This window comes from Sanguibacteroides sp. AM78-02pH3A (assembly GCF_027666085.1).
GTDB classification, from domain to species: domain Bacteria; phylum Bacteroidota; class Bacteroidia; order Bacteroidales; family Marinifilaceae; genus Gabonibacter; species Gabonibacter massiliensis.
Genome location: NZ_JAQEHX010000001.1, coordinates 249,902 through 272,848, shown reverse-complemented (window position 1 = coordinate 272,848; position 22,947 = coordinate 249,902). Strand labels below are relative to the sequence as shown.

The 22,947-nt window shown below is 41.9% G+C and carries 20 protein-coding genes; 14 read left to right on the top strand and 6 right to left on the bottom strand.

From position 1 onward, the window contains the following. Positions 1-9 precede the first annotated feature (9 nt). The gene (locus PGR74_RS01165) at positions 10-960 is read left to right on the top strand and encodes a 3-oxoacyl-ACP synthase III family protein (RefSeq protein ID WP_041503839.1); all 951 of its coding nucleotides are present in this window, start codon (positions 10-12) and stop codon (positions 958-960) included. Between the two features lie 346 nt (positions 961-1,306). Here the strand turns inward: PGR74_RS01165 and PGR74_RS01160 are convergent, their stop codons facing one another. Further along, positions 1,307-2,695, bottom strand: a complete 1,389-nt coding sequence (locus tag PGR74_RS01160) for an NfeD family protein (RefSeq protein ID WP_236684954.1) — start codon at positions 2,693-2,695, stop codon at positions 1,307-1,309. Between the two features lie 25 nt (positions 2,696-2,720). Beyond that, positions 2,721-3,515 carry an EI24 domain-containing protein gene (locus PGR74_RS01155; protein ID WP_041503840.1) on the bottom strand — a complete coding sequence of 265 codons (795 nt, stop codon included), beginning with the start codon at positions 3,513-3,515 and terminating at the stop codon, positions 2,721-2,723. Positions 3,516-3,670: 155 nt separating this feature from the next. Between PGR74_RS01155 and purB the strand changes: the two genes are divergently transcribed. From purB to PGR74_RS01140, 3 genes are read left to right on the top strand one after another with little or no spacing between them, the layout of a single operon-like run. Then, positions 3,671-5,008, top strand: coding sequence for an adenylosuccinate lyase (gene purB / locus PGR74_RS01150; RefSeq protein ID WP_041503841.1), 1,338 nt, complete (start codon positions 3,671-3,673; stop codon positions 5,006-5,008). A gap of 44 nt (positions 5,009-5,052) precedes the next feature. Continuing rightward, positions 5,053-6,876, top strand: a complete 1,824-nt coding sequence (locus PGR74_RS01145; RefSeq protein WP_041503842.1) for an ABC transporter ATP-binding protein — start codon at positions 5,053-5,055, stop codon at positions 6,874-6,876. A 2-nt stretch (positions 6,877-6,878) separates the two neighbouring features. Further along, positions 6,879-7,754: a 7-cyano-7-deazaguanine reductase gene (locus PGR74_RS01140; protein ID WP_041503843.1), complete on the top strand. Its 876-nt coding sequence runs from the start codon at positions 6,879-6,881 to the stop codon at positions 7,752-7,754. A gap of 47 nt (positions 7,755-7,801) precedes the next feature. On the opposite strand, the gene PGR74_RS01135 is transcribed toward PGR74_RS01140, so the two are convergent. From PGR74_RS01135 to PGR74_RS01125, 3 genes are all read right to left on the bottom strand, one after another. After that, complete coding sequence (locus PGR74_RS01135; RefSeq protein WP_041504960.1) at positions 7,802-8,416, bottom strand: porin family protein; 615 nt, start codon at positions 8,414-8,416, stop codon at positions 7,802-7,804. Positions 8,417-8,679: 263 nt separating this feature from the next. After that, complete coding sequence (locus PGR74_RS01130; protein ID WP_154665525.1) at positions 8,680-8,838, bottom strand: hypothetical protein; 159 nt, start codon at positions 8,836-8,838, stop codon at positions 8,680-8,682. 118 nt (positions 8,839-8,956) lie between these two features. After that, a complete protein-coding gene (locus PGR74_RS01125; protein ID WP_270516612.1) occupies positions 8,957-9,223 on the bottom strand; it encodes a TIGR03905 family TSCPD domain-containing protein in 267 nt (88 codons plus the stop codon). Between the two features lie 224 nt (positions 9,224-9,447). Between PGR74_RS01125 and PGR74_RS01120 the strand changes: the two genes are divergently transcribed. The 10 genes from PGR74_RS01120 to PGR74_RS01075 all read left to right on the top strand — a co-directional run bounded on the left by PGR74_RS01120 (position 9,448) and on the right by PGR74_RS01075 (position 21,494). Then, entirely contained in the window at positions 9,448-10,293 is an 846-nt protein-coding gene (locus tag PGR74_RS01120; protein WP_041503846.1) for a PepSY-like domain-containing protein, read from the top strand. 182 nt (positions 10,294-10,475) lie between these two features. Then, positions 10,476-13,259: a TonB-dependent receptor gene (locus tag PGR74_RS01115; protein WP_270516611.1), complete on the top strand. Its 2,784-nt coding sequence runs from the start codon at positions 10,476-10,478 to the stop codon at positions 13,257-13,259. A 10-nt stretch (positions 13,260-13,269) separates the two neighbouring features. Beyond that, a complete protein-coding gene (locus tag PGR74_RS01110) occupies positions 13,270-14,469 on the top strand; it encodes a DUF4876 domain-containing protein (protein ID WP_041503847.1) in 1,200 nt (399 codons plus the stop codon). Positions 14,470-14,487: 18 nt separating this feature from the next. Next, positions 14,488-15,699, top strand: coding sequence for a DUF4876 domain-containing protein (locus PGR74_RS01105; protein WP_270516610.1), 1,212 nt, complete (start codon positions 14,488-14,490; stop codon positions 15,697-15,699). Positions 15,700-15,702: 3 nt separating this feature from the next. Further along, positions 15,703-17,232, top strand: a complete 1,530-nt coding sequence (locus PGR74_RS01100; protein ID WP_270516609.1) for a DUF6850 family outer membrane beta-barrel protein — start codon at positions 15,703-15,705, stop codon at positions 17,230-17,232. A gap of 191 nt (positions 17,233-17,423) precedes the next feature. Continuing rightward, positions 17,424-17,948 carry a hypothetical protein gene (locus PGR74_RS01095; RefSeq protein ID WP_270516608.1) on the top strand — a complete coding sequence of 175 codons (525 nt, stop codon included), beginning with the start codon at positions 17,424-17,426 and terminating at the stop codon, positions 17,946-17,948. A gap of 167 nt (positions 17,949-18,115) precedes the next feature. Continuing rightward, on the top strand, positions 18,116-18,805 hold the full coding sequence (locus tag PGR74_RS01090; RefSeq protein WP_041503851.1) for a response regulator transcription factor: 690 nt from the start codon (positions 18,116-18,118) through the stop codon (positions 18,803-18,805). After that, positions 18,802-20,085 carry a sensor histidine kinase gene (porY, locus tag PGR74_RS01085; protein ID WP_041504962.1) on the top strand — a complete coding sequence of 428 codons (1,284 nt, stop codon included), beginning with the start codon at positions 18,802-18,804 and terminating at the stop codon, positions 20,083-20,085. Before PGR74_RS01090 ends, porY begins: the two co-directional genes overlap by 4 nt. A 106-nt stretch (positions 20,086-20,191) precedes the next feature. Beyond that, positions 20,192-20,632, top strand: a complete 441-nt coding sequence (locus tag PGR74_RS01080) for a PepSY-like domain-containing protein (RefSeq protein ID WP_041504078.1) — start codon at positions 20,192-20,194, stop codon at positions 20,630-20,632. 28 nt (positions 20,633-20,660) lie between these two features. Further along, on the top strand, positions 20,661-21,494 hold the full coding sequence (locus PGR74_RS01075; RefSeq protein WP_270516607.1) for a PepSY-like domain-containing protein: 834 nt from the start codon (positions 20,661-20,663) through the stop codon (positions 21,492-21,494). A 270-nt stretch (positions 21,495-21,764) separates the two neighbouring features. Here the strand turns inward: PGR74_RS01075 and PGR74_RS01070 are convergent, their stop codons facing one another. Beyond that, positions 21,765-22,946, bottom strand: coding sequence for a transglutaminase-like domain-containing protein (locus PGR74_RS01070; RefSeq protein WP_041503854.1), 1,182 nt, complete (start codon positions 22,944-22,946; stop codon positions 21,765-21,767). Between the last annotated feature and the right edge of the window lies 1 nt (position 22,947).

Genomic DNA, 22,947 nt, shown 5'->3' with positions numbered 1-22,947 from the left:
TTATTTTACATGGAATTATTTATCAACAATTTTGCACATTATATACCTACGGAAAGAGTTCCCAACTCTTATTTCAAGCCTGTAAACGGTTTGGATGACGAGTGGATTTATACTCGAACAGGGATAAAAAACCGAAGCAAGGCAAACGCGGCGGAGAACACGAATACCATGGCGATTGAAGCCGTCAGGAACCTACAACGAACCCTTCCTTACTCGATTGAAGAGGTCGATCTGATCGTTGCCGCCACGTATTCACCCTATGATACGGTAGCCACAGCAGCCCATATGGTACAGAGGGAATTTAAAATACACAATGCCAGATGTCTAAGCGTTACTGCAGCTTGTTCCTCTTTTATCAACGCTATGGAAATAGCAGAAGGCTACTTTGCCATGAAGAAAGCATCCAAGGCCCTGATTATCGCTTCCGAGCACAATACGGCATATAGTAACGAAAACTGTCCTCAAAGCGGTCATCTTTGGGGAGACGGAGCCGTTGCCATAGCCATCTCCCCCAATAATTACAACCGGAAAGATGCAAAGATATTGAATATATATACCTGCGGTATGGGAGATATAAGCAAAGCCGATACGGCCGTTTACCTCCGGCCCCGGCACGGAGGCATCGGCATGCCGGAAGGAAGAGACGTATTCATCAACGCCTGCCATTATATGATAGAGTCTCTCCAAGAGATCGTATCCAGTCAGGGAAAGAAGATAAGCGATCTGGCTTTTATCTCTCCCCATCAGGCCAATAAACGAATCATGAACAGCATCGCCCGTCAAATAGATTTTCCTGAAGAGCGTATCCTCTCCAATATAGAAGAGATCGGTAACACGGGATGTCCGAGCTGCGCCATCGCCCTGTCCCAAAACCTGCACCGGGTTCAAACCGGTGATCTCGTAGCCCTTACCGTTTTCGGCGGAGGATACTCCTGCGGTGCCGTTTTGCTGCAATTCTGATTTTAAATACCGTTAATCAAAAAAACGAGGTTTCCGCAGAACCTCGTTTTTGTATTTCAACTCAGAGCTTTTCTTAAAGGAGTAAAACTACGGATTGTCTCCCCCATTATCGAATTCCTCTTTTCAATAAAGTATCGACGATCGAAAATAAGCTGTCGCGGCAGACAAAAGCTTCCGCTTCATCATCCGATACAGCATCTGAAACGAATGTTCTTGCCGATTTGTTTTCATCGGTTATCCGTTTAATATATTTAAAAATTAATTTCCGGTATTATTTTCAATTATCTTCATGACTTGCGAAGGATTGAAACAGTATGATGTGAAAATAAAAAAAGACAAGGAAGATTTATTCTTTCACCGACTCCACATAAAGCTGTCCTGCCTGGTATTTCACGACCTTTACCCGGTTTCCCTTAGGGATATACATCCCCAAATTGGAAACCGCATCGTATTGCTCACCGTCGACAGACACCTTACCCGCCGGACGCAAATCGGTTTCGGCAATGCCCTCCTTACCCAACTCCTGTTTCGCCGTCATATCCACCCCGACAAAACCGGAATCCGTCGTCTCCTCGGCCTGCAAAGACCATCCCAACCTCCGGGAAGCAAATAATTTACGACTCAACCATATACTACCGAACAAGGAGATCAAAGAACAGCTTATGACAAAAAAGATGGAACGAATAATCGCACGAATGAAATCATGGAAAAAATCAAATGATACGTCATCGATCCCGGCCAATACCAAAGAGGCTATTATGCAGACGATCCCCGATATGCCGGCAACTCCGAACCCGGGAATGACAAAAATCTCAGTCAAAAGCAGGATCACCCCGACTACGAACATGATCAGTTCGATGTTATTGGCAAATCCCTCCAAATACAGAGGAGCAAAATAGAGTACACAGGCCGCCAAAGCCGCTACTAAAGGGAAACCGACTCCCGGAGTTTGCAATTCGAAATAAATTCCTCCGATAATGATCATAATCAGAATACCTTGTACGATCGGATGGATCAGAAAACCGATCAATTTGTCCATTCCCGTCGCATGATACTCCTTTATTTCGTAATCGGAAATTCCCTCGCTCCTAACGACCTCGCTTACGTTCTCCGCAATTCCGTCGCAAAAACCGAATTTTATCGCCTCGTGAGGAGTAAAAGTCACAATCTTACCGCTATCGGTTACCCCCTTTATCGCAATCCGTTCGTCCACCATAGCTTCCGCGATCCGGGGATCCCGTTTCCAACGCACGACCGTATCCCCTCCGTTCACAATCGTATCCATACCGTGTGCTTGAGCCGTAGAACGAATCATGGAACGCATATAAGACTGATATTTATCGGGCATAGCCTCCCCCGTTTGATTTACGACCGTAGCTGCCCCGATATTAGCACCTTCCCGCATGTATATCCGGTCGCAAGCCAACGAAATCAAAGCTCCTGCCGAAGCCGCATTATTATCTATAAAAACCCAGCTCGGACGCTTATCATTCAGTATCAGGCTCCGCAGCGAATCGGCATAAACAACCATTCCGCCATAGGTGTTCATGTGTATCAACATATAATCGGCATTCGCTTTGTCCGCCTCTTCGTAGGAACGCTTTACCAACCGCCATACCCCCGGCCCGATCTCATCCTTTATATCCACTTTAAAAATGATACTTTTCTTCTCTTCTGCCATACCGGAAAAGAACCAACACAACAAACCGATAATCAATACGAATTTTCTCATCATTCATTATTATAAATTTCAAAATAGGCTACCTGCCTTTTATTCGATTTCCAGTATTTATATACTCTTCAACCACAACGGTCCCCGCAACCACGGAAAACATAGAAACTATACTGCAAGCGATCACCCGTAAAAAAGGAATCGCCAACGATAATGCAAAAATAGCCCCGATCCCGATAACGACCCCGGCATTTTGTCTCATATAACACATACTCTCCCTTACCTTGAAACGCTTCCGCTCGATCGCGTAATCCATAAAGGCAAAACCGTAAAAATAAGCGGACACGATGAAGGTCAAAACGGGAGTAACCAAACCGATTACGGGAAGAAACGACGCGAAAAATAAAAAGAGCATCAACACGGTTTGAAACAACATGCACCTCACGGCAACCCATATTCCTCTCCCGATTTCCCACAGCAATTGTTTAAAGCTAAAAGAATAACGAACTCCGGAAAGGCGGGATTCGACGCGTTCCGATAACCAGGAATACACCGGAGACATCACAACCATGACGATATACCCTCCCCAGACAGCAAACAAAAAGAAATAGAACAACCGGATCGAAATGCGAATGATAAAACCGACCCCTTTGTTCAACCAGTCCAACCAGGAAATTCCGGCAATCCAAGCGGTAACTTGCCGTTGTACAATATCAGATAAACTCTCCCCCCAAGAGACCGCAAAATAGTTTCCGATAAGAAATAGAACAAAAGCTGCGGCCAAAGGAAAAACCATAAACCAACGGAACGGACGGCTAAATAATATACGTCCCGCTGCGCCGTAACTTTTTATACCGAACCATAACCCTTGAAAAAAAGCCATACGCTCAAAATCCTTAAAAAACTACCGTAAATCTATGCTATTTTTTTGATTATTCTCTATTTTCAAGCAACAATTCCCATTTTTTTATACTTTTGCATTCAAGAGTTTTTCCTCAATTCCATTATAGATGTGTTCATTTAAAAATAAATTATACTATGCAATCATTAACAGCGATTTCACCTATTGACGGAAGATATAGAGATAAAGTAGAAGGATTGGCAAACTATTTTTCTGAAAGCGCTTTAATTCGCTACAGAGTAATGGTCGAGATCGAATATTTCATCGCTTTATGCGAACTCCCTCTTCCCCAATTAAAAGACTTTGATCACACGTTATTCGATAATTTAAAAGAGATATACCTGAATTTTACCGTTAAAGACGCGGAACAAATCAAAGAGATCGAAAAAGTAACCAATCACGACGTGAAAGCCGTGGAGTATTTTATCAAATCCAAATTCGACGAACTCCATTTACAACATTACAAAGAATTCATTCACTTCGGATTGACCTCCCAGGACATTAACAATACCGCCGTCCCCTGTTCATTCAGGGACGCCGTACACGATATCTATTATCCTTTGATCGACGAACTGATCGCCAAATTGGAAGAGCTGTCCGAAGAGTGGAAAGAGATTCCCATGTTAGCCAAAACACACGGTCAACCGGCGTCTCCTACCCGTTTGGGAAAAGAGATTAAAGTATTTGTTTATCGTCTGACCAAACAACTGGATCTGCTGAAAAAAATCGCTTGTTCGGGAAAATTCGGAGGAGCTACCGGCAATTTCAATGCCCACCACATCGCCTACCCCGAAATCAATTGGACGGAGTTCGGCAATTCATTCCTGACCGGAAAATTGAAAATAGAAAGAGAACAATATACAACTCAAATTTCAAACTACGATAATTTCGCTGCCGTGTGCGATAATTTAAGACGCCTCAATAATATCGTCATCGATCTGGACCGGGATTTCTGGACCTATATCTCTATGGCTTATTTCAAACAACGCATAAAAGCAGGAGAAGTCGGATCGTCGGCTATGCCTCACAAGGTGAATCCTATCGATTTTGAAAACTCGGAAGGGAATCTGGGAATCTCCAACGCCATACTGGACCACCTGAGCAATAAATTACCGATTTCCCGTTTACAACGGGACCTGACCGACTCCACCGTCCTTCGGAATATCGGTGTTCCGTTAGCCCACACGGTTATCGCATTCAAATCCACCCTTAAAGGATTGAACAAACTGATTATCAACCAGACGGCCATAGAAGCTGATCTGGAGGAAAACTGGGCGGTCGTTGCCGAAGCCATACAAACGATTTTGCGCCGCGAAGCCTATCCGAACCCTTATGAAACACTGAAAGCCCTGACGCGAACGAATAGTAAGGTGACACAACAATCGATTGCCGAATTTATCGATACCTTAGAGGTATCTCCGGAATTGAAAGAGAAGCTAAAACGAATCACTCCTTCGAACTATACAGGAATCTGAATCATATTACCGGATTGAATCCGGTAATATATAACTCCGTAAATATGCACGATCTACTCACTATATTCAAAAGGTTTATTCCTCCCTATAAACTGAAGCTGACTAAAAGTATTCTTTTCAATTTCCTGCATGCCCTTTTCGGTAGTCTGGCTATCGCTATGCTTATGCCGGTATTGGGAATTATTTTCGACAATCAAAAGGACGTACACGAGCTTGTTCCGTATGCGCTCACCAAGGAGGCCGTCAGTAATAATTTCTATTATTACATCACGCAAATCAAACACGCCTTCGGCCCTTCGACGACCTTGATTTTTGTCGGTCTTCTCGCCGTAATAGCGACTGCTCTAAAAACCGGATTTGCTTATTTGGCAGCCTACGAATTGATCTATATCCGAAACGGCGTCGTGAGAGACATTCGCCGTAAAATTTACAGCAAAATATTATCCCTGCCTCTGCCTTTTTTCTCGGAAGAACGCAAAGGGGATATCATCTCCCGTATGACGGGAGACGTGCAAGAGGTGGAAGCTTCCGTAATGAGCTCCTTGGATATGCTATTTCAAAGTCCAATTCTAATCATAGTATACTTAACAACCATGCTGATCATGAGTTGGCAATTGACCCTGTTTGTCTTTGTCTTACTCCCTATCATGGGAGGATTGATCGGTAAAATCGGTAAGAATCTCAAGCGTCACTCCTGGGAAGGACAAAACAAAATGGGAGAAATATTATCATTAATGGAAGAGACCTTATCGGGATTACGTATCATCAAGGCCTTCAGTGCGGAGAAAAAAATGAAAAGCAAATTCTCGGAAGAGAACGAGTCCTACCGTCGTATCCAAAACCGGCTGATGCGCCGTCGGTCATTAGCCCATCCGGTCAGCGAATTTTTAGGTACCATCGTCATTGTTATCGTCCTTTGGTTCGGTGGATCATTGGTATTAGAGCACCGGGGAGCCTTAGATGCAGAAGCCTTTATCGCCTATATCGCCTTATTCTACTCCATCATAAATCCGGCTAAAAATTTAACGAACGCCTATTACAGCGTACAAAAAGGTTTGGCCGCCATGGACCGAATCGATATGATCCTGGACACTCAACCCTCTATTCAAGAACCGGCAGAACCGCAACGACTCGAAGAGTTTCAAACGAGCATAGAATATAAACAGGTCCGTTTTTCTTACAATGACAGCAAACAGGTACTGAAAAATATCAATGTCTGCATCCCCAAAGGCAAAACGGTTGCCCTCGTCGGTCAATCCGGTTCGGGGAAAAGTACATTCGTGGATTTATTGCCCCGATTCTATGATGTCAATAACGGAGCCATAACTATCGACGGCATCGATATTCGCAATCTGACATTTCACAACCTGAGGGAATTAATGGGAAATGTCAACCAAGACCCTATTCTGTTTAACGATACGATATACAATAATATCGCTTTCGGGGTGGAACAGGCTACGCGAGAGGAGATAGAAAACGCCGCCCGTATAGCCAATGCTCACGATTTCATCCTACAAACCGAACAAGGTTATCAAACCGTAATCGGGGATCGGGGATGTAAACTAAGCGGAGGTCAACGGCAACGGTTAAGCATTGCGCGAGCCGTTCTGAAAAATCCTCCGATCATGATTTTGGACGAAGCGACTTCGGCTTTAGACACGGAATCGGAGAAATTGGTTCAGGATGCGTTAGATAACCTGATGAAGAACAGAACATCTATTGTTATTGCCCACAGGCTCTCCACGATCAGAAATGCAGATCTGATCTGCGTATTCCATGAGGGAGAGATCGTAGAGCGGGGACGCCATGAAGAATTGCTCGCCCTAAACGGCGTATACGCCAAACTATACAACATGCAAAATTTCTGATCATGGAAATTGAAGCCAAAGTACTGGGGCAACAGGTCGCTTATCCCACGGATTACTGTCCGTCGATACTCGTCCCTGTTCCTCGTAGCTTAAACCGGGAAATGTATGACATTCGTCAACCGGAAGAACTTTTTTGCGGTTACGATACCTGGCATGCTTATGAAGCAGGTTTCATCACCCGAAAAGGACTTCCCGTTTGTGGCGTGCTTAAAATCGTATACCCTTCCACCAGCAAAAAATTGGTGGAGAGCAAGTCCCTGAAGCTCTACTTGAACTCCTTTAATATGGCTCGTTTGGGAGAGAACGTTTCCGAGGGGATCAGGTTATTTACTCAAACCGTTCAATCCGACCTGCAAGAATTGTTGAACACCTCCGTTCAAGTCTGTTTTCATGAAAAACTTCCTGATCGCATACCGTTTGATTTTGAAGGTTATACTCTACTGGAAGAAATTCCGTTAAATCAGGAGACAGAGTTTACGGAATACAACGAGGCTCCTGCCTTACTTCGACAGACAATCCAACCCGGGGGAGAGATAAAAGTATATAGCAATCTGTTAAGAAGCAATTGTAAGATTACCAAACAACCGGACTGGGGAACCTTGTACGTCTGGATAAAGGCGCAACAACTGCCCTCTCCCGTTTCCCTGTTGAAATACATCGTCTCTTTACGAAACGAGAACCATTTTCACGAAGAGATATGCGAGATGACCTATAAACGCCTGTGGGACCTGTTTCATCCGGAAATACTTTCCGTCAGTTGTTTATATACTCGTCGCGGAGGCATAGACATATGTCCCTCCCGGGCCAATAGAAAAGAGTATCTTCCCTCGTATTTGCACACTCCGGAAATATTGACCCGAAGAAATCTGAGGCAATAAAAAAACCGATCTCGACGGATCGGTTTTCCTGTTTATCTCGTTCCCGATTAAAATCTCCAACCGGCAGAGAGTTGAAACAATCTATTCTGGTTGTTATCTCCAAACGTATCTTTGTCCATCGCGTTGCTCAACCCTAAATTATAACGGGCCGATACCATCAATCCCATATCGAAATGGTAAGTAGCTCCGAGAGCAAAAGTCAGTCCGACCGTATTTAATTTCCGGATTTTCTCTTTCACGGTAGTTCCTCCCTGCTTAGCCACATGCTTCCCGTTCAACACGAGATCCAATTGAGGACCGCAATCGATACTGAGAGCTTCCAACACGTAGAATTTTGCTAACACCGGGATATTCAAATAATTTAATCTTGATTTTATTTTCACTCCCCCAACCTTATCGCGAGCTCCTTGCCTGGAGTACAATAACTCGGGTTGTAAACCGAAAAAGTCATTGAATTTAAACTCCGCAAACGCACCTACATGAAAACTGAATTTATTATCCATTTCAGAATTATGGACATTAGACAGATTAAAGCCGAATTTCGGTCCGAAATAGAATTCAGTTCCTGTAACACCTTCCACTCTTGACTTAAACATACTTTGAGCGTTTACTGTACCACACAACATAACCGCTACCACCAACATCAATACTAATTTTTTCATTTTCTAATAATTTGTTTGGTTTATTATTTTGAATATCAATTACCTATGCAATAAACACATGGATAAGCGTTGCAAATATATAAAATTATCCAAACAAAAAACAGGCCAACTAAAATTTACTGTTCAGAAAACCGTTTAGGTCAATAAAACAGAGCATGAAAAAAGGAGATCACAATTGTTATTTTTCAGGAAATACGATGAACTTTTTCCTGTTTGACTCCTCAACCCGACTTATCCGGTAGAAGTCTCTCTTCACTTCGATGTTATAAACCAATCATTTTACCGGATGCCAAAACTTCCCGTACCGCGTGACAAAACCCGCAAACCATCTCCGCCCATCCCATCCAAGTGTAAACAACGATACCCGTAATGACGATCAGCAAAAAGATCACGATAAACATTTGATTTCCTTTTAATTTCATAGTCCTTTCGAATTAAGTATATCAAATATCCATCTCTCGCTCCGATCCTTTCTTTCCAGTAAATATATAACAATATTTTTATTTATCCAAATTATTTCTTGGAAATATCTTAAAACTGTTAAATACCATTTATCGGATTTATCTCCTGCAAAGCCTTTGCCAATTGATCCGGACAGGATGTCGTTTTCTGCTTACAACATATTCCCCGCAACCTCCGAATAGCTTCCTCCCTCTGCATTCCGCACAACAAAGCAGCTATTCCCTGTGTGTTTCCATGGCATCCTCCGGTAAAACACACGCGAATAATTCTATCATCTTCCAATTCAATAAGAATCTCCTTCGAACAAACCTCAGCTGAAGGAATAAAATGAATCTCTCTTTTCATACAACCATTCGTTATTAACGAGACAAAAATATAATTTATGTCTCGAAGAACAAAAGCAATCCAATTGATTGTCGAAGGTCAAAAAAGCAAAACAGAAAAATGTTCAGGGTAAGTCCGCGTGTCTTAACCCATCACTATAAATTAATCCTTCTTAAAAAAAGCAGAAAAAGCAACTTTTTACAACCATTACAGTAAAACATATAAAAACATAAACAGAAAAAAATATGAAAACAACATTATCGCTTATAATCGTTTTTATGGCTACCATGATAGCCGCGGCAAATACCACATACGATAAACACCGTGTACCTGACCCGAAAATAGTTAAAGCATTCAATGCAAAATATCCCGATGCTATACACGTGGAATGGGAAACGAAATACAACTACTATATCGCCGAGTTTAACTTAGGGAATATTGAGACCGAAGCCTGGTTTACTCAAGAAGGAGTGTGGCAAATGACCCAAAGCGAACTTTCTTATAACTTATTGCCGGAAATAATTAAAACCAATTTCGTTACAAGCGAATACGCTACCTGGAAAACAGAGGATGTAAAAAAGATCGAAAGAGCGGGCATGGAGACAATCTATATTTTGGAAATTGAAAAAGGAGAAGAAGAGATCGATCTTTATTATACTGAAAACGGAATACTTTTGAAGAGAATGTCCCACAGCATGAAGGAGCATTTACCGGATACTCTCCCACAAGCCGTTTTAACTTTTATACAACAAAAATATCCTCAAGCGACGATCGTTGAAATAGACCGGGAAAAAGGCATGCTCGAGGTGGAAATATTTGACAGCAACATAAAAAAAGAGGTAGTGTTCAATGTTCAGGATCAATGGCAAACCACAACCTGGGAGGTTCGTAAAAACAGCGTCCCCGCATCTGTCATGAATACCCTGCAAAAAATGGGTTATAAAGATTACCGGATAGACGACATCTACTTTCAACAGAGAAATAACGGTTCTGAAGTTTATATATTCGAGCTGGAAAAAGGGAATAATGAAATTAAGCTCACGCTCAACGCGGCAAATGGCGAAGTTATTTCAAATATACCTAAACGATAAATTCAAATACTACTGACTTTAGTAAAAAACCTTTCATGTATTCCGGGGGATGACAACATATCTTCCGGAATATTTTTTATCCCGATAAATAGGGATTCGTATCTATCATAATCCCCACAAATAGCGATTGCCCGCCTCTTAGATCCGGTCTATTTTTGTCCATACTAAAAATAGTACATAGGATGATTCATAGATTATGGTTTATTAAGGTGTTTTTGTTACTTCTGCATGTACATTTTTTCTCACTGCTGTCTTTCGCACAAAAAGACAGTGGTGAGTTTAGTTTGCAACTGACGGTAACAGATGCGCGGACAAACGAAAAATTGGAATTTGCCACGGTATCCCTTCGGGACTCAATTCGTAAAAGACAATTTTCCACGATTACGGATACCAAAGGTATGTCCCGGTTAAAAAACATCCCACAAGGCGAATACCAACTTCACATCTCGTTCATAGGTTATCAAAAGCTGCTCCTTTCTCTTGTGCTGGACAGAGACACATCCCTGACCCTCTTCCTGACACCCACCGCAACACAATTAAAAGATATCATAGTCACGGCTTCCGAATCGAGGGGATTGACAAGCTCTTCCAGAATAGATCGCAAAGCCATGGAACTGTTACAACCTTCCAGTTTCTCGGATATTCTGTCATTGATACCCGGACATATGTCCCAAGATCCGGCCCTGGGAAAAGTAAACCTAATCGGACTCAGGGAAGTAGGCACTTCTTCCGAACAATACAATACCTCTTCGTTGGGAACTTCTTTTATGATCGACGGGGTTCCCATCAGCACGGATGCCAATATGCAATACGTGTTAGGAAGCTCACAAAGTGAAAAGAGTCATAGTCTCAACATCACGGGAAAAGGTGTCGATATGCGAACCATTCCCACCGACGATATTGAAACGGTGCAAATCATTCGGGGTATTCCTTCCGTAGAGTTCGGAGATCTGACCAGTGGATTGATTAAAATAAAACGTAAAACAGGATATACCGAATGGGAAGCTCGCTTTAAAGCAGATCCGGGCAGTAAACTATTTTATGTCGGGAAAGGATTTTCTACTTCGAATAACTGGAATTTCAATATAGGAATCGATTACCTGAACGCCAAACCCGATCCCCGGAATAACCTGGAAAATTACAAGAGATTCACCACATCTTTGCGAATCTATAAACAATGGAAAACCTCTTCTCACGAGGTCAATTATAACTTAAATCTGGACTATGGAGGATCTTTCGATAATCAGAAAAGTGATCCGGATATCAGTTATCAAAAAGTAGATCGGTATAAATCTACCTATAATCGCATGGCTATCTCCAACCAGGTAGAATGGAAGACAAAAAAAGAACTTTTTATTCGTTCATTTTCCCTGCTGACAGCCGTGAATTATCAAAAAGATCAAATAAAACAAACCAAATTCGTCTCCTTAAACCGGGATACTCCTATTCCTACCCATGACGAAGAAGGTGAATACGACGGGGTATTCCTCCCCTATCAATACACAGCCAACTTATTGGTAGATGGACAACCGATAAATGCGTATGCCAAAGCAACAAGTAATTTTCAACTCTCTACTTATCAGATTACCCATAACATAAAGGCCGGTATCGAGTGGAGTATGGACAAAAATCTGGGTCGAGGACAAGTATATGACCTTGCACAACCTCTCTATCCTTCGATGAGTGCAAGACCTCGTCCCTATAAGGATATCCCGGCTGGTCACGAACTCTCTTTCTTTGTTGAGGATGTTCTATACATGCCCATCAAGAACCATGATTTGACGATCTCGGCCGGTATTCGTTCCCTCTCCTCATTAAACTTGAAAAGTACCTATAGAATGCACGGAAAATTATACTGGGATCCGAGAATCAATATTTTATGGAGCCTTCCCTCCCTCTTTATTAAAGGAGATGCCTTAAAGGTACAAATAGCCGGAGGTATCGGATGGCATACTAAAGTTCCGGTACTGGCTGACCTTTACCCTAACCTGATTTACAGGGACTTCGTCCAATTCAACTATTACCACACGAATGAAACTTTCAGACGAATAAACATCCGGACTTACAAAATAGATCCCACGAATTACGAGCTGGAACCCGCCCGAAATAAAAAGATAGAATTACGGGCAGACCTCTCCTACCGACAACACTTGTTATCCGTCACCTATTTTCATGAACAATTAAATTCAGGCTTCCGGAATTCATCCCGGTTTCGTACATTCGAATATAAAAAATACGATAACAACTCGGTCGATGCCTCCCAGTTACAAGGCCCCCCGGATTTGAATAAAGTAAGTTATATACTTGATACCGTTATATCGTCTTACACTATTACAACAAACGGAAGTACCATACGCAAAGAGGGTATCGAGTTTCAATACTCTTCCCAACGAATCCCTTTTATCCAAACCAAAATAACGATAAACGGAGCCTGGTTCAAATCCATCTACCGAAATAGCCAGCCCATATACAGCAAACCGTCGGTCATCCTCGGGGGAAAAGAACTTCCCTACGTCGGACTCTATAAAGACGACAGCGGATATAACAAACAACAACTGAATACCAATTTTACTTTCGACACCTATTTACCTTCGTTGGGACTCAGTTTTGCCACCTCCGTACAATGTATGTGGTTTTCTAATCAACGGAATATGAAACAAAACGGGATTCCTATAAAATACATCGATATACAAGGTATAGAACACGACTATACCGAAGCCGACAAAACTCACGCCGAACGTCAATGGCTGGCCGTCAACTATAACGACATCTTGTGGAAAAAACAGACGGAACCGCTCTATTTTTACGTCAATTTCAAAGCGACCAAAACGTTCAAGGAAAGAGTAAGGTTGGCCCTTTTCGTGAACAAGATGTTGGACTATACCCCGGATTATACCTCCAACGGAATTAAAGTCCGTCGAAATGTTACCCCCTATTTCGGAATGGAATTAAATCTTAAACTTTAAATAATAAATTATGAGACAATTTATCAATCTATTACTTATTATCATCATCTATGGAGTATCTTCCTGCCAGAAAGACGATAATGCCCGAATCACGAGCTTTACAATCAGCCTAAGCACTCCCGAAAACCTGGGAGAAGCGACCCTGTCCGGTATTACTTCTACCTTTGAAAACGTAAATACCGGTAAAAAAATCACGGGAGGCGTCTATAATAACAATCAAATAAACGTTGATCTTCCCGAAGGTTTGTATCACGTGACTATAGAAGGAAAAGTAAGTTATACATGGGAAGATCAATCGTTAACTTCCGACATCAAAGGGTATCAGGAATCCGTAAGTATCGTGGGTGAAAAGAAAGTCGAGACTATCCCGCTTTTTCTTCACACCTCAAAAGCCGATTTTGTGATTTCTGAAATCTTCTTTTCCGGAACATTAACCAATGAAGGCAAACAATACTACGGAGATCAGTATATCAAAATATATAATAACTCGGATGAAATCTTATACGCAGACGGATTGGCCGTCGTTGCCTCCACGTTTTACAACAACATGAAACAGGATATTTCACCGGATATTCGCTCCACGGGTTTAGCCGTCGAGTGTCTTGCCGTTATTCCGGGAAACGGCAAACAATATCCGGTTGAACCTGGTGAGTCAATAATTCTTGCAACCGACGGCATCGACCATAGCCAAGCAACCGGCAATTCGTTCGACCTGAGTCATGCCGATTTTGAATTTTACCAGGACGGAAGTTACGACGGGGATGTCGATAACCCCGGCGTTCCCAACATGATCAATATTTACGGCTTCTTCATGCTCAACAACCAAGGGAATCAGACTTACGCCATAGTCCGCTTACCCGTATCCGCCGAAACCTTCCTGGAAAAAAATAAACACGATTATACTTGGACCTATGTCTATCCCGGAGGGACCTTAGTAAACAATTACAGTGCTTATCAAGTCCCTAACGAATGGATAGTCGATGCCGTCAATCTTTGTCCCTCCAAAGAGTACGAATGGCTCGTGACCGCCCCCTCCGTAGACATGGGATATACCTATGTTTCCGAAAACGCAAGTAATAACGATCGCTACGGGAAAAGCGTCCGACGGAAAGTCTCCGCAACCCAAAAAGATGGACGGCAAATTCTACAGGATACCAATAATTCCAGTGCCGATTTTATACACGGAACAACCCCTTCTTTGAAACAATAACCAACAATCGATAAAATCATGAAAAACAAAACATTCTATTATCTCTTACTTTTAAGCTGTATTTTCGGACTCCACGCGTGCGATAAGGACGATAATATAAAAACGACTGTATATACCTTAAGTTTAACCGCCCCTGACGGATTAAACGACGCCCTGTTATCGGATCTCAACGTCTCGTTTAAAAACACGAACACGACCAGAACGATAACAAGCGGTGATTTTACAGAAAATAAAATCACCCTTTCATTACCGGAAGGATTATATACCGTTTCCGTTGAAGGTAAAATCCAATATACGATGGATCAGAAAGTAATGGAAGGTACGGTAAAAGGATACAAAGAATCGGTTTATATCGCCGGAGAGACGAATCAAGCTACTCTTCCTCTATTCCTGCACGATGCGAAAGCAAACTTCGTGATAGAAGAGGTTTTCTTCGTTGGAAATATTACACCGGAAGGAGATGTATACGACGGGGATCAATACCTCAAGATTTATAATAACTCCGATACTATTCTCTATGCCGACGGTCTGGTTATCCTGGAATCGGCATTCCTGACCTCGACGAAATACGAATACGATCCGGACATTATGTCTACCCATTTTGCCGTCACGGCAGTCTATAAAATTCCGGGAAACGGGAACGAACATCCCGTAAATCCAGGAGAATCGATCCTGATCTGCGATATCGGTAAAAATCATTCACAAACGAACCCCAATTCATTCGACCTGAGCAACGCCGATTTCGAATGGTTTGACGAGGGCACAAACGATGTGGATACTCCCGTACCGAATATGGAAAAGATCTATTGCTCCTCGAAAACCATCTGGACCATGCATAAACAAGGTCTGAAGGCATATGCCATCGGTCGGTTAGGTGTAGACAAGGAGACTTTCCTGCAAGGTTATAAATATGATTACAACTACACGATGGTATTGCCCGGCGGAACCTATCCCATGAGTAACAGCGCCTATAAAATTCCGAACGAATGGATCATTGACGCCGTTAACGTAAGTAACGTGTCCCAATACGTATGGAATGTCACGGCCCCGACTTTGGATACGGGATGGACCTATTGTGCCGAAATCAAAAACGACAATGACAGATACGGAAAAAGTATCAAACGAAAGACATTAAGTACAACCTCGGACGGAAGAAAGATTCTAAAAGACACGAATAATTCGACCAACGATTTCGAAGCCAAAGCTACACCGACCTTAAAAAGGAATTAACAGATGAACATGAGCTCTCGTTTAAGTTTTATTCTGATCTTACTCACTTGCTATCTTACAGGATGGGCAAAAGATTCTATTCCCCCGACTGAACGGATTCGAATATATTTCTCTCCGGGAGAGGACTTTGCATCGCAAATATATCGTAATCCGGCCACAAATTATTATTTCAGGGATATAACCTTTTCTGAACTCAGCTTGGGATGGAAACACGAAAAAGCCAATAAACCGCTTATACTTCAAAAGGGGAATGGAGATGAAAGCTTCATGTTTAACGCCTTTTCCTATCTCTCCTTAAAAAAGAACAGCAAGGTGTGGGGAAAAGCCCATTTCTATACCGGTAAGAAAAAAGACATCACTTACAACGAGAGCTCTGATATAGACATTACATACCCTTATATTTCAGCCGATACGTTAGGAGGAAATCTCACTTACGAAGAGTATTTCTTTGCGGGAGGCTATGCCCAGGAAATTCGAAAAATAGTATGGGGTATCTATGCAAACTACCGAGCTCTGATGGAGTATCGCCGGGTAGATCCGCGACCGAAAAACACGACTTCGGATCTGAACGTTTCCGTCGGTATCACCTTAAAAACAAAATCCCGTTATTCCGGGGGAATCGCACTGCATGTAAGGAAGTACAAACAAACGAATCTTATTAAGTTCTTTAGCGAATTAGGAGGTATTAAAATATTTCATGCCAGTGGTTTAGGTATGGATTACAATCGTTTCTCTGGCAACAATACCAACTCTTATTATAAAGGCTGGGGATACGGTAGCAGTCTCTCTCTGTTTCCCAAAACAAAACAAGGAATCTTTATCACGGCCTCCTACGATTATTTTACCTTCGAAAAAATTATCTCGGACCTGAATGAACTACCTCTCAATCAATTGAACGAAAATAAAGGAGATATCGAAATGGGTTATCGGTTCAAACGGGGAAACCGGGAATGGGGTGTCAAACTCCAAGGGAAGCTATTATCGAAAAAAGGGATTGAGAACTTATTCGGAGATGCAGCCAGTAATATCTATCCTCAAATCGGAGAAGCCAAACAATTCACCCTCCAAAACTATCATGTAGCACTGGAAGCGACATACGGCAAACTTTCTCAAAGCAAGCGGTACCAATGGTTTATCTTACCCCGTTTGGGGATGAATAACACGGAGATGAAATACGCGGATCCGCATCGCCTGATGAGACTCTGTCTCCTCTCGGGAGGAGTGGAATTCCGGTTATCTGCCCTATACAAAAAATCCATCTTCCAATTTCATTTGGAAGGAGAATACAATTACACCTATAACTCCGATCTGCAACTGACGGAGATTGAAGAAAAACAAAAAATGCTTTACCCACTACAAATCAACCATTCCAATCTGTCAGGTAATGGAAAAAACGGTTCGACCTCCATACGTTGGGATCATCCCATTGCCGGAGATAAAGGTATATTTATTTCTCTGCAATACAGCAAGCACTTCCACGCTAATTCCATCCACAACGACGGTGTACAGATAAAGGGAGGACTCACTTTTTAAAATATTATACATGGAAAAAGTAATCGAATGCAAAAATATTACATATGTCATGCGGACAAAGTTCTCTGGTCGCTCGAGGACTTCTATTCGCCCAAGACCCGGAATCGTTCTCTTCACGGGAATCGTCAGATTCATCACGATAACCTTATTAAATAACGAAAAAAATAATGTTTCATCTAATAAATCATACTATGGTAAAAACAATCGCTATTTTAATTTTGGCAGGAACTCTTTCTTATTCTCTAACCTCCTGCAAAGAAAGTCAAAAGACTAAACAAGCAACAACAAGCGTACAAACCCAAACGAGCTTGAATGTAGATAGTTTACTACAAGTGGCAAAACAGAAAGTAAACGACACGATCGTTTTACAGGGAAAGGTAAAACATACCTGCAGCAATTCAGGACGCCGTTGCTTCATTACCAACCCGAGCGGAGAAACCACCCTCCGGGTAGAAGCCTCCGGTAATATCAAAGGCTTTAACAAAGAGTTGGTAGGTTCGGAGATACAAGTCACCGGAATCGTGAAAGAACAACGTCTCTCCCAGGAATACATAGACAATTGGGAAAAAAAGATCAAGGAAAAAGAGGAAGAGGGAGAACATTGTGATTCTGAAAGCAATAACATTACCCAAATGAGGGAATGGATGAAAAAAAACAATAAAGATTTTTACTCCATCTACTACCTCCAAGGTATTGATTACGAAATCGTAAAATAAATTCATCCGGTTAGGAAACCCGGTGATTAGAGGATTCTGTGATTAAGTGATGTAATATGAATGATTATTCGTCACACTCACAGAATCTTTTTTGATTTACGACTCTTCTTTTCCAGTTTCTTTCCAAAATATTTCACTATTTTTGTTTGAATAATATATCGTATACCATGAAAATCTTAATTATTGAAGATGAAGAGAATTTACGGGAAGTCATGACAAAATCGTTGGAAAAAGAGCGTTTTGTCGTGGAACAGGCTCCCGATTACCATTCCGCATTATTAAAAATCAATGATTACGATTACGACTGCATATTGTTAGATATTATGCTACCGGATGGAAACGGACTTACTTTACTCGAAGAACTAAAGAAAAACAAGAAAAGAGAAAGCGTTATTATCATATCGGCCAAGGATTCCATAGAAGACAAAGTTACCGGATTGGATCTCGGCGCAGACGACTATTTAGCCAAACCTTTTCATCTGGCAGAACTCAATGCGCGGGTTAAATCGGTCATCCGTCGCAATCAACAAGACGGGAATATAGGCATAGAACTGGCAAATTTAAACGTGTACCCCGATCGGCATACCGTTCAGGTCAACGGTTCGGAGCTGACTTTAAACCGGAAAGAGTTCGATCTGCTCTACTATTTCGTAACCAACCCCGATCGGTTGATCAACAAGACCACCTTAGCCGAATCCGTATGGGGCGATCGTATCGATCAGGCGGACAGCTTGGATTTTATCTATTCACAGGTGAAAAACCTACGCAAGAAAATGAAACATGCCGGAGCGATACCCGAAATAAAAGCTATTTACGGATTCGGCTACAAACTAACCACTCACCCGGAAGAACTATGAAATTACTTCACCACACGCTTGCCCGTCTTTCTGTCCTATTGATTGTAATCCTTTCCGTATGGGCTTACCTGTTCTATCTGAATATTTTAGATGAAATAATGGATGAAACAGACGATACCCTCGAAAACACAAAGGAACTGATCATTAAACAATCCCTCCGAAACGGAGTCGTGACCGGCGAGCATAAGGACGTGATGACACATTATTCCATCAGGGAAATATCCCCGCAAGAGGCCGAAAACTACAAGGAACACTATTTCAATTCCACCCGCTTTTACGAAGTAGAACTCGAAGACGATCCGGTAAGGGTACTCAAAACTTCTTTCAAATCCAAAGAAAACCGTTATTATGAACTGACAATCATGATCTCGACTTTGGAGCAGGACGACATGATCGAAGCCATGATTCAATGGATCATTATTTTATACGTCTCTCTATTGATTACGATCCTTATCGTTACGGAGATCGTTTTTCGCAAGAGCCTACGCCCTCTCCACAAATTATTGAAGTGGCTGGATTCCTTCACCTTGGGAACGAACTGCAAACCTTTAGACAATCAGACTAAAATCAAAGAGTTCAAACAACTGAACACCACCATCGAAAAGATGACCCGCCGAAATGAAGAACTTTATGCACAACAAAGACAGTTCATTGAAAATGCCTCTCATGAGCTACAAACCCCATTGGCCATATGTCAGAACAAATTAGAGATGTTGGCAGAAAAAACAGAAGGCAACGAAGAGATGCTGCAAGAAATAGAGGAGATACAAAAGAATATCGGACGAAGTGTAAAATTGAATAAATCGCTTTTATTACTTTCACGTATCGAAAACGGGCAATTCCATGAAGAGAAAGAGGTTTGTTTCAATACCTTGATTCGAGATACGATAGAAGATTTTTCCGAAATCTACGCGAATAAATCTATCCGGACAAACGTAAACGAAGAGGCAGAACTAATCCGTCCCATGAACGAATCATTGGCCACCACACTCATCACCAATTTGCTAAAAAACGCCTTTCTTCATTCTCCCGAAAAAAGTGAGATAATAATCTCCGTAACCGATAACAGCATACGGTTCACCAATGAAGATACGGACGGACCTTTAGACCGGGAAAAAATTTTCACGCGGTTTTATTCCGGACGTAAAAAAACAGGATCTACAGGATTAGGGCTATCCATTATTAAATCCATCGCTACCCTGTACCGGATTCAAGTTTCGTACCGATACGACGGTAAACACCATTTCAAATTGCAATGGCCTCGCCGAAATTGTAGTTGAAATAATAAATTACCGTTTGTCCTCAAAAAAAATTGGAAAAACACGTTTTTCCCAAATCTTTCCCAAATTCAATTGTTTTTTTGTATCAAAATTAAAAGCAAAAGATATGAAAAAAATTATTGTATTTCTCATCTGTATCCTATGGTTTACCGGAACCTATGCTTACAATGATAAAATAGTAAACGACACGAATGCTCTGCCGGTAAAAGCTCGAAATTTCATAAAGAAACATTTCCCCCGGTCCGATATTTCGCACATGGAAGAAGAGGACGGAATCTGGTTATGGAAAAAATACGAAGTTATTTTAACGGATGGTTTCGATCTGGAATTCGATTACAAAGGAAGATGGACGGAGGTGGATTGTCAAAGACAACCCGTTCCTGTCGATATCATTCCGAAAAAGATTTACCAGTATGTAAAAACAAATTTTAAAGACCAAACAATCGTTTCCATAAAAAAAGAGGATAAAGGTTATGAAATCCAATTACTCAATGGGTCGGAACTGAAATTCGACAAAAATGAAAAGTTTCTGCGTTTCGATGATTAAATAAGCAAATCACTAAAATAATAACATTATGAAAACAAGATTCACTATTTTAATTCTATTGTTGGCTACAACATTAACCGCCACGAGTTGTGACAAGGATGACGATAACAACTACCGGCCGAATGAAAAAGTTATCGGTACGTTCAACTCTAAGTATCCCGATGCTCAACACGTCGAATGGGAGATAAAAAACAATTACAATGTAGCCGAATTCCGGAATAACGGAATCAAAACCGAAACTTGGATCAATTCATCCGGAATATGGTACATGACCGAAAGCGATATTCCGTTTGAGAGTTTACCGGAAGCAGTGAAGACGAGTTTCAACGCCAGCGAATACGCCCAATGGAGAAAAGAAGATGTGGATAAAGTGGAAAGAGCGGACATGGAAACCATTTACGTAATAGAGGTAGAACAAGGAAATCAGGAGATGGATCTCTATTACACGGAAGACGGGAACTTATTCAAAGCCGTACCGGATAACGATTCCGATAATTACCTGCCTACCTCTCTCCCCGAAGAGATAAAAAACTTTATCAATCAAACCTACGATAACGCACCTATCATCGATATGGAAATCGAGCTCGGTTTTATCGAAGTAGAAATATGGGATAACAATCGGAAAAAAGAGGTAATATTCGCGGCCAAAGACAACAAATGGCAACTCACGACCTGGGAAATTCGGGAAAATGAAGTACCGGCAGATATATTAAACCTGATCCGTTCCCGCTATGCCGATTATCTTATAGATGATATCGATTACGAAGAGAAAGCAAACGGCACGAACGTTTATCTTTTCGAACTGGAAAAAGGAAAAGAAGAGCTTCAAGTCGTGGTGGACTCCGAGGGAAATATATTGTAATTAATGTATTCATGAATCAAAATACTCCGCCGAAATTCGGCGGAGTATTTTAATTTCACCCTATCATTCACTATCTGCAATCGTCAACCTGCATTTCCATAAAAACCTATCCCTACCGATGAGGAGTACAACATAAAATATCCCCACAAATAGGGATTGCTACTACCTCCCTATCCCCTTACTTTTGCAAAAGTAGATTAAGGTATTTCGTTATTTCTTTGTTTTGTACCCGCCATTGTTCTGAAACGATGGCGGGTTTCGTTTCATATGTTACCGGAATAACCTCACCTCCACGGGATCGTCCTTCACCTCTACCCTTTTTTCGTATTCCTTCCCCTCATCATCCCAATATTTCAACGTGTATCCTTTATTCTTTTCGACGATAAACTCCAAAACATCATTCATATCCCGAGTCGGACCGGCCGTTCGTCCTCCGCCGACCTGATCGGAACCGCAAAAAATATCGATATTGCCGGCAATTCTGTCTTCCGATTTTTGCGAACATCCGGCATTTTTAAACATCATGACCCGCATCGCCACGTGGTTACCGTCCGATAATTGTTTATCAGCTACTTTTTTGTAGAGATCTATATAACGCTGAGTCACGTTCCATGCCGGAACATAGGTAATATTCTCATCCCAAACCAACGGAAAACTCTCTCCCGTGGACTTAAAGGAAGAAGCAAAAATAGCATGCTCCCGGTCTTCCGGATCGGCTTTACCCGCATCCGCTAAAAACCACGAGCGATTCAGTTCGTTCGGATAATACTCCGTGAAATACCACTCTCCGTCTACCCAAACCTCACACCAATTGTGATTACCGCGATTATCATGCCAATTAGGAGTTCCGGCAATACGGGAAGGGATACCGACCGCACGAAAAGCATCTGTCAACAAGATCGACAAACCGCTGCAGGAAGCCATTCCCTGACGCATGGATTCGGAAGGACTCTGGTCCGGTTTTTCCCGGTTCGTATTGTAATCGACCCTCACCTCATCCCGTATATGTTTATTAACAGCCCATACGGCCTCTTTCAAGGTCTTACAATTCTCCACGTAGGGAGTAAAACGATTGTAAAAATCGGAACGCCAATCATCGCGTTCCTCGTTCAAGCAAGCATAAGGCAATACCTCGTTCAAAAAAATAGAATCAGGTACGCTCTTCGCCCATTCGAAACGATTCCTTGCCTTATAAGCTGACTCCACATTATCCAAAAGGAATTTTCCTTTCATGGAGAGTAGATCCCGTTTCGGCATATACGCGATTAAAAACGCCACTCCCTCCTTCATCTCCGGGGAAGCCTGCTTCAATGCCCAAGCCAATTCGCTCCGATTCGAATCGGCCTTCGCCAAAGCCTCGTCCAACAAAGCGTGATATTTTTCAGGTACACCGTCATACTTGCTGCAAGCCATGCAGATACAACAAAACACGATCCAGCAGATCCTTTTCATC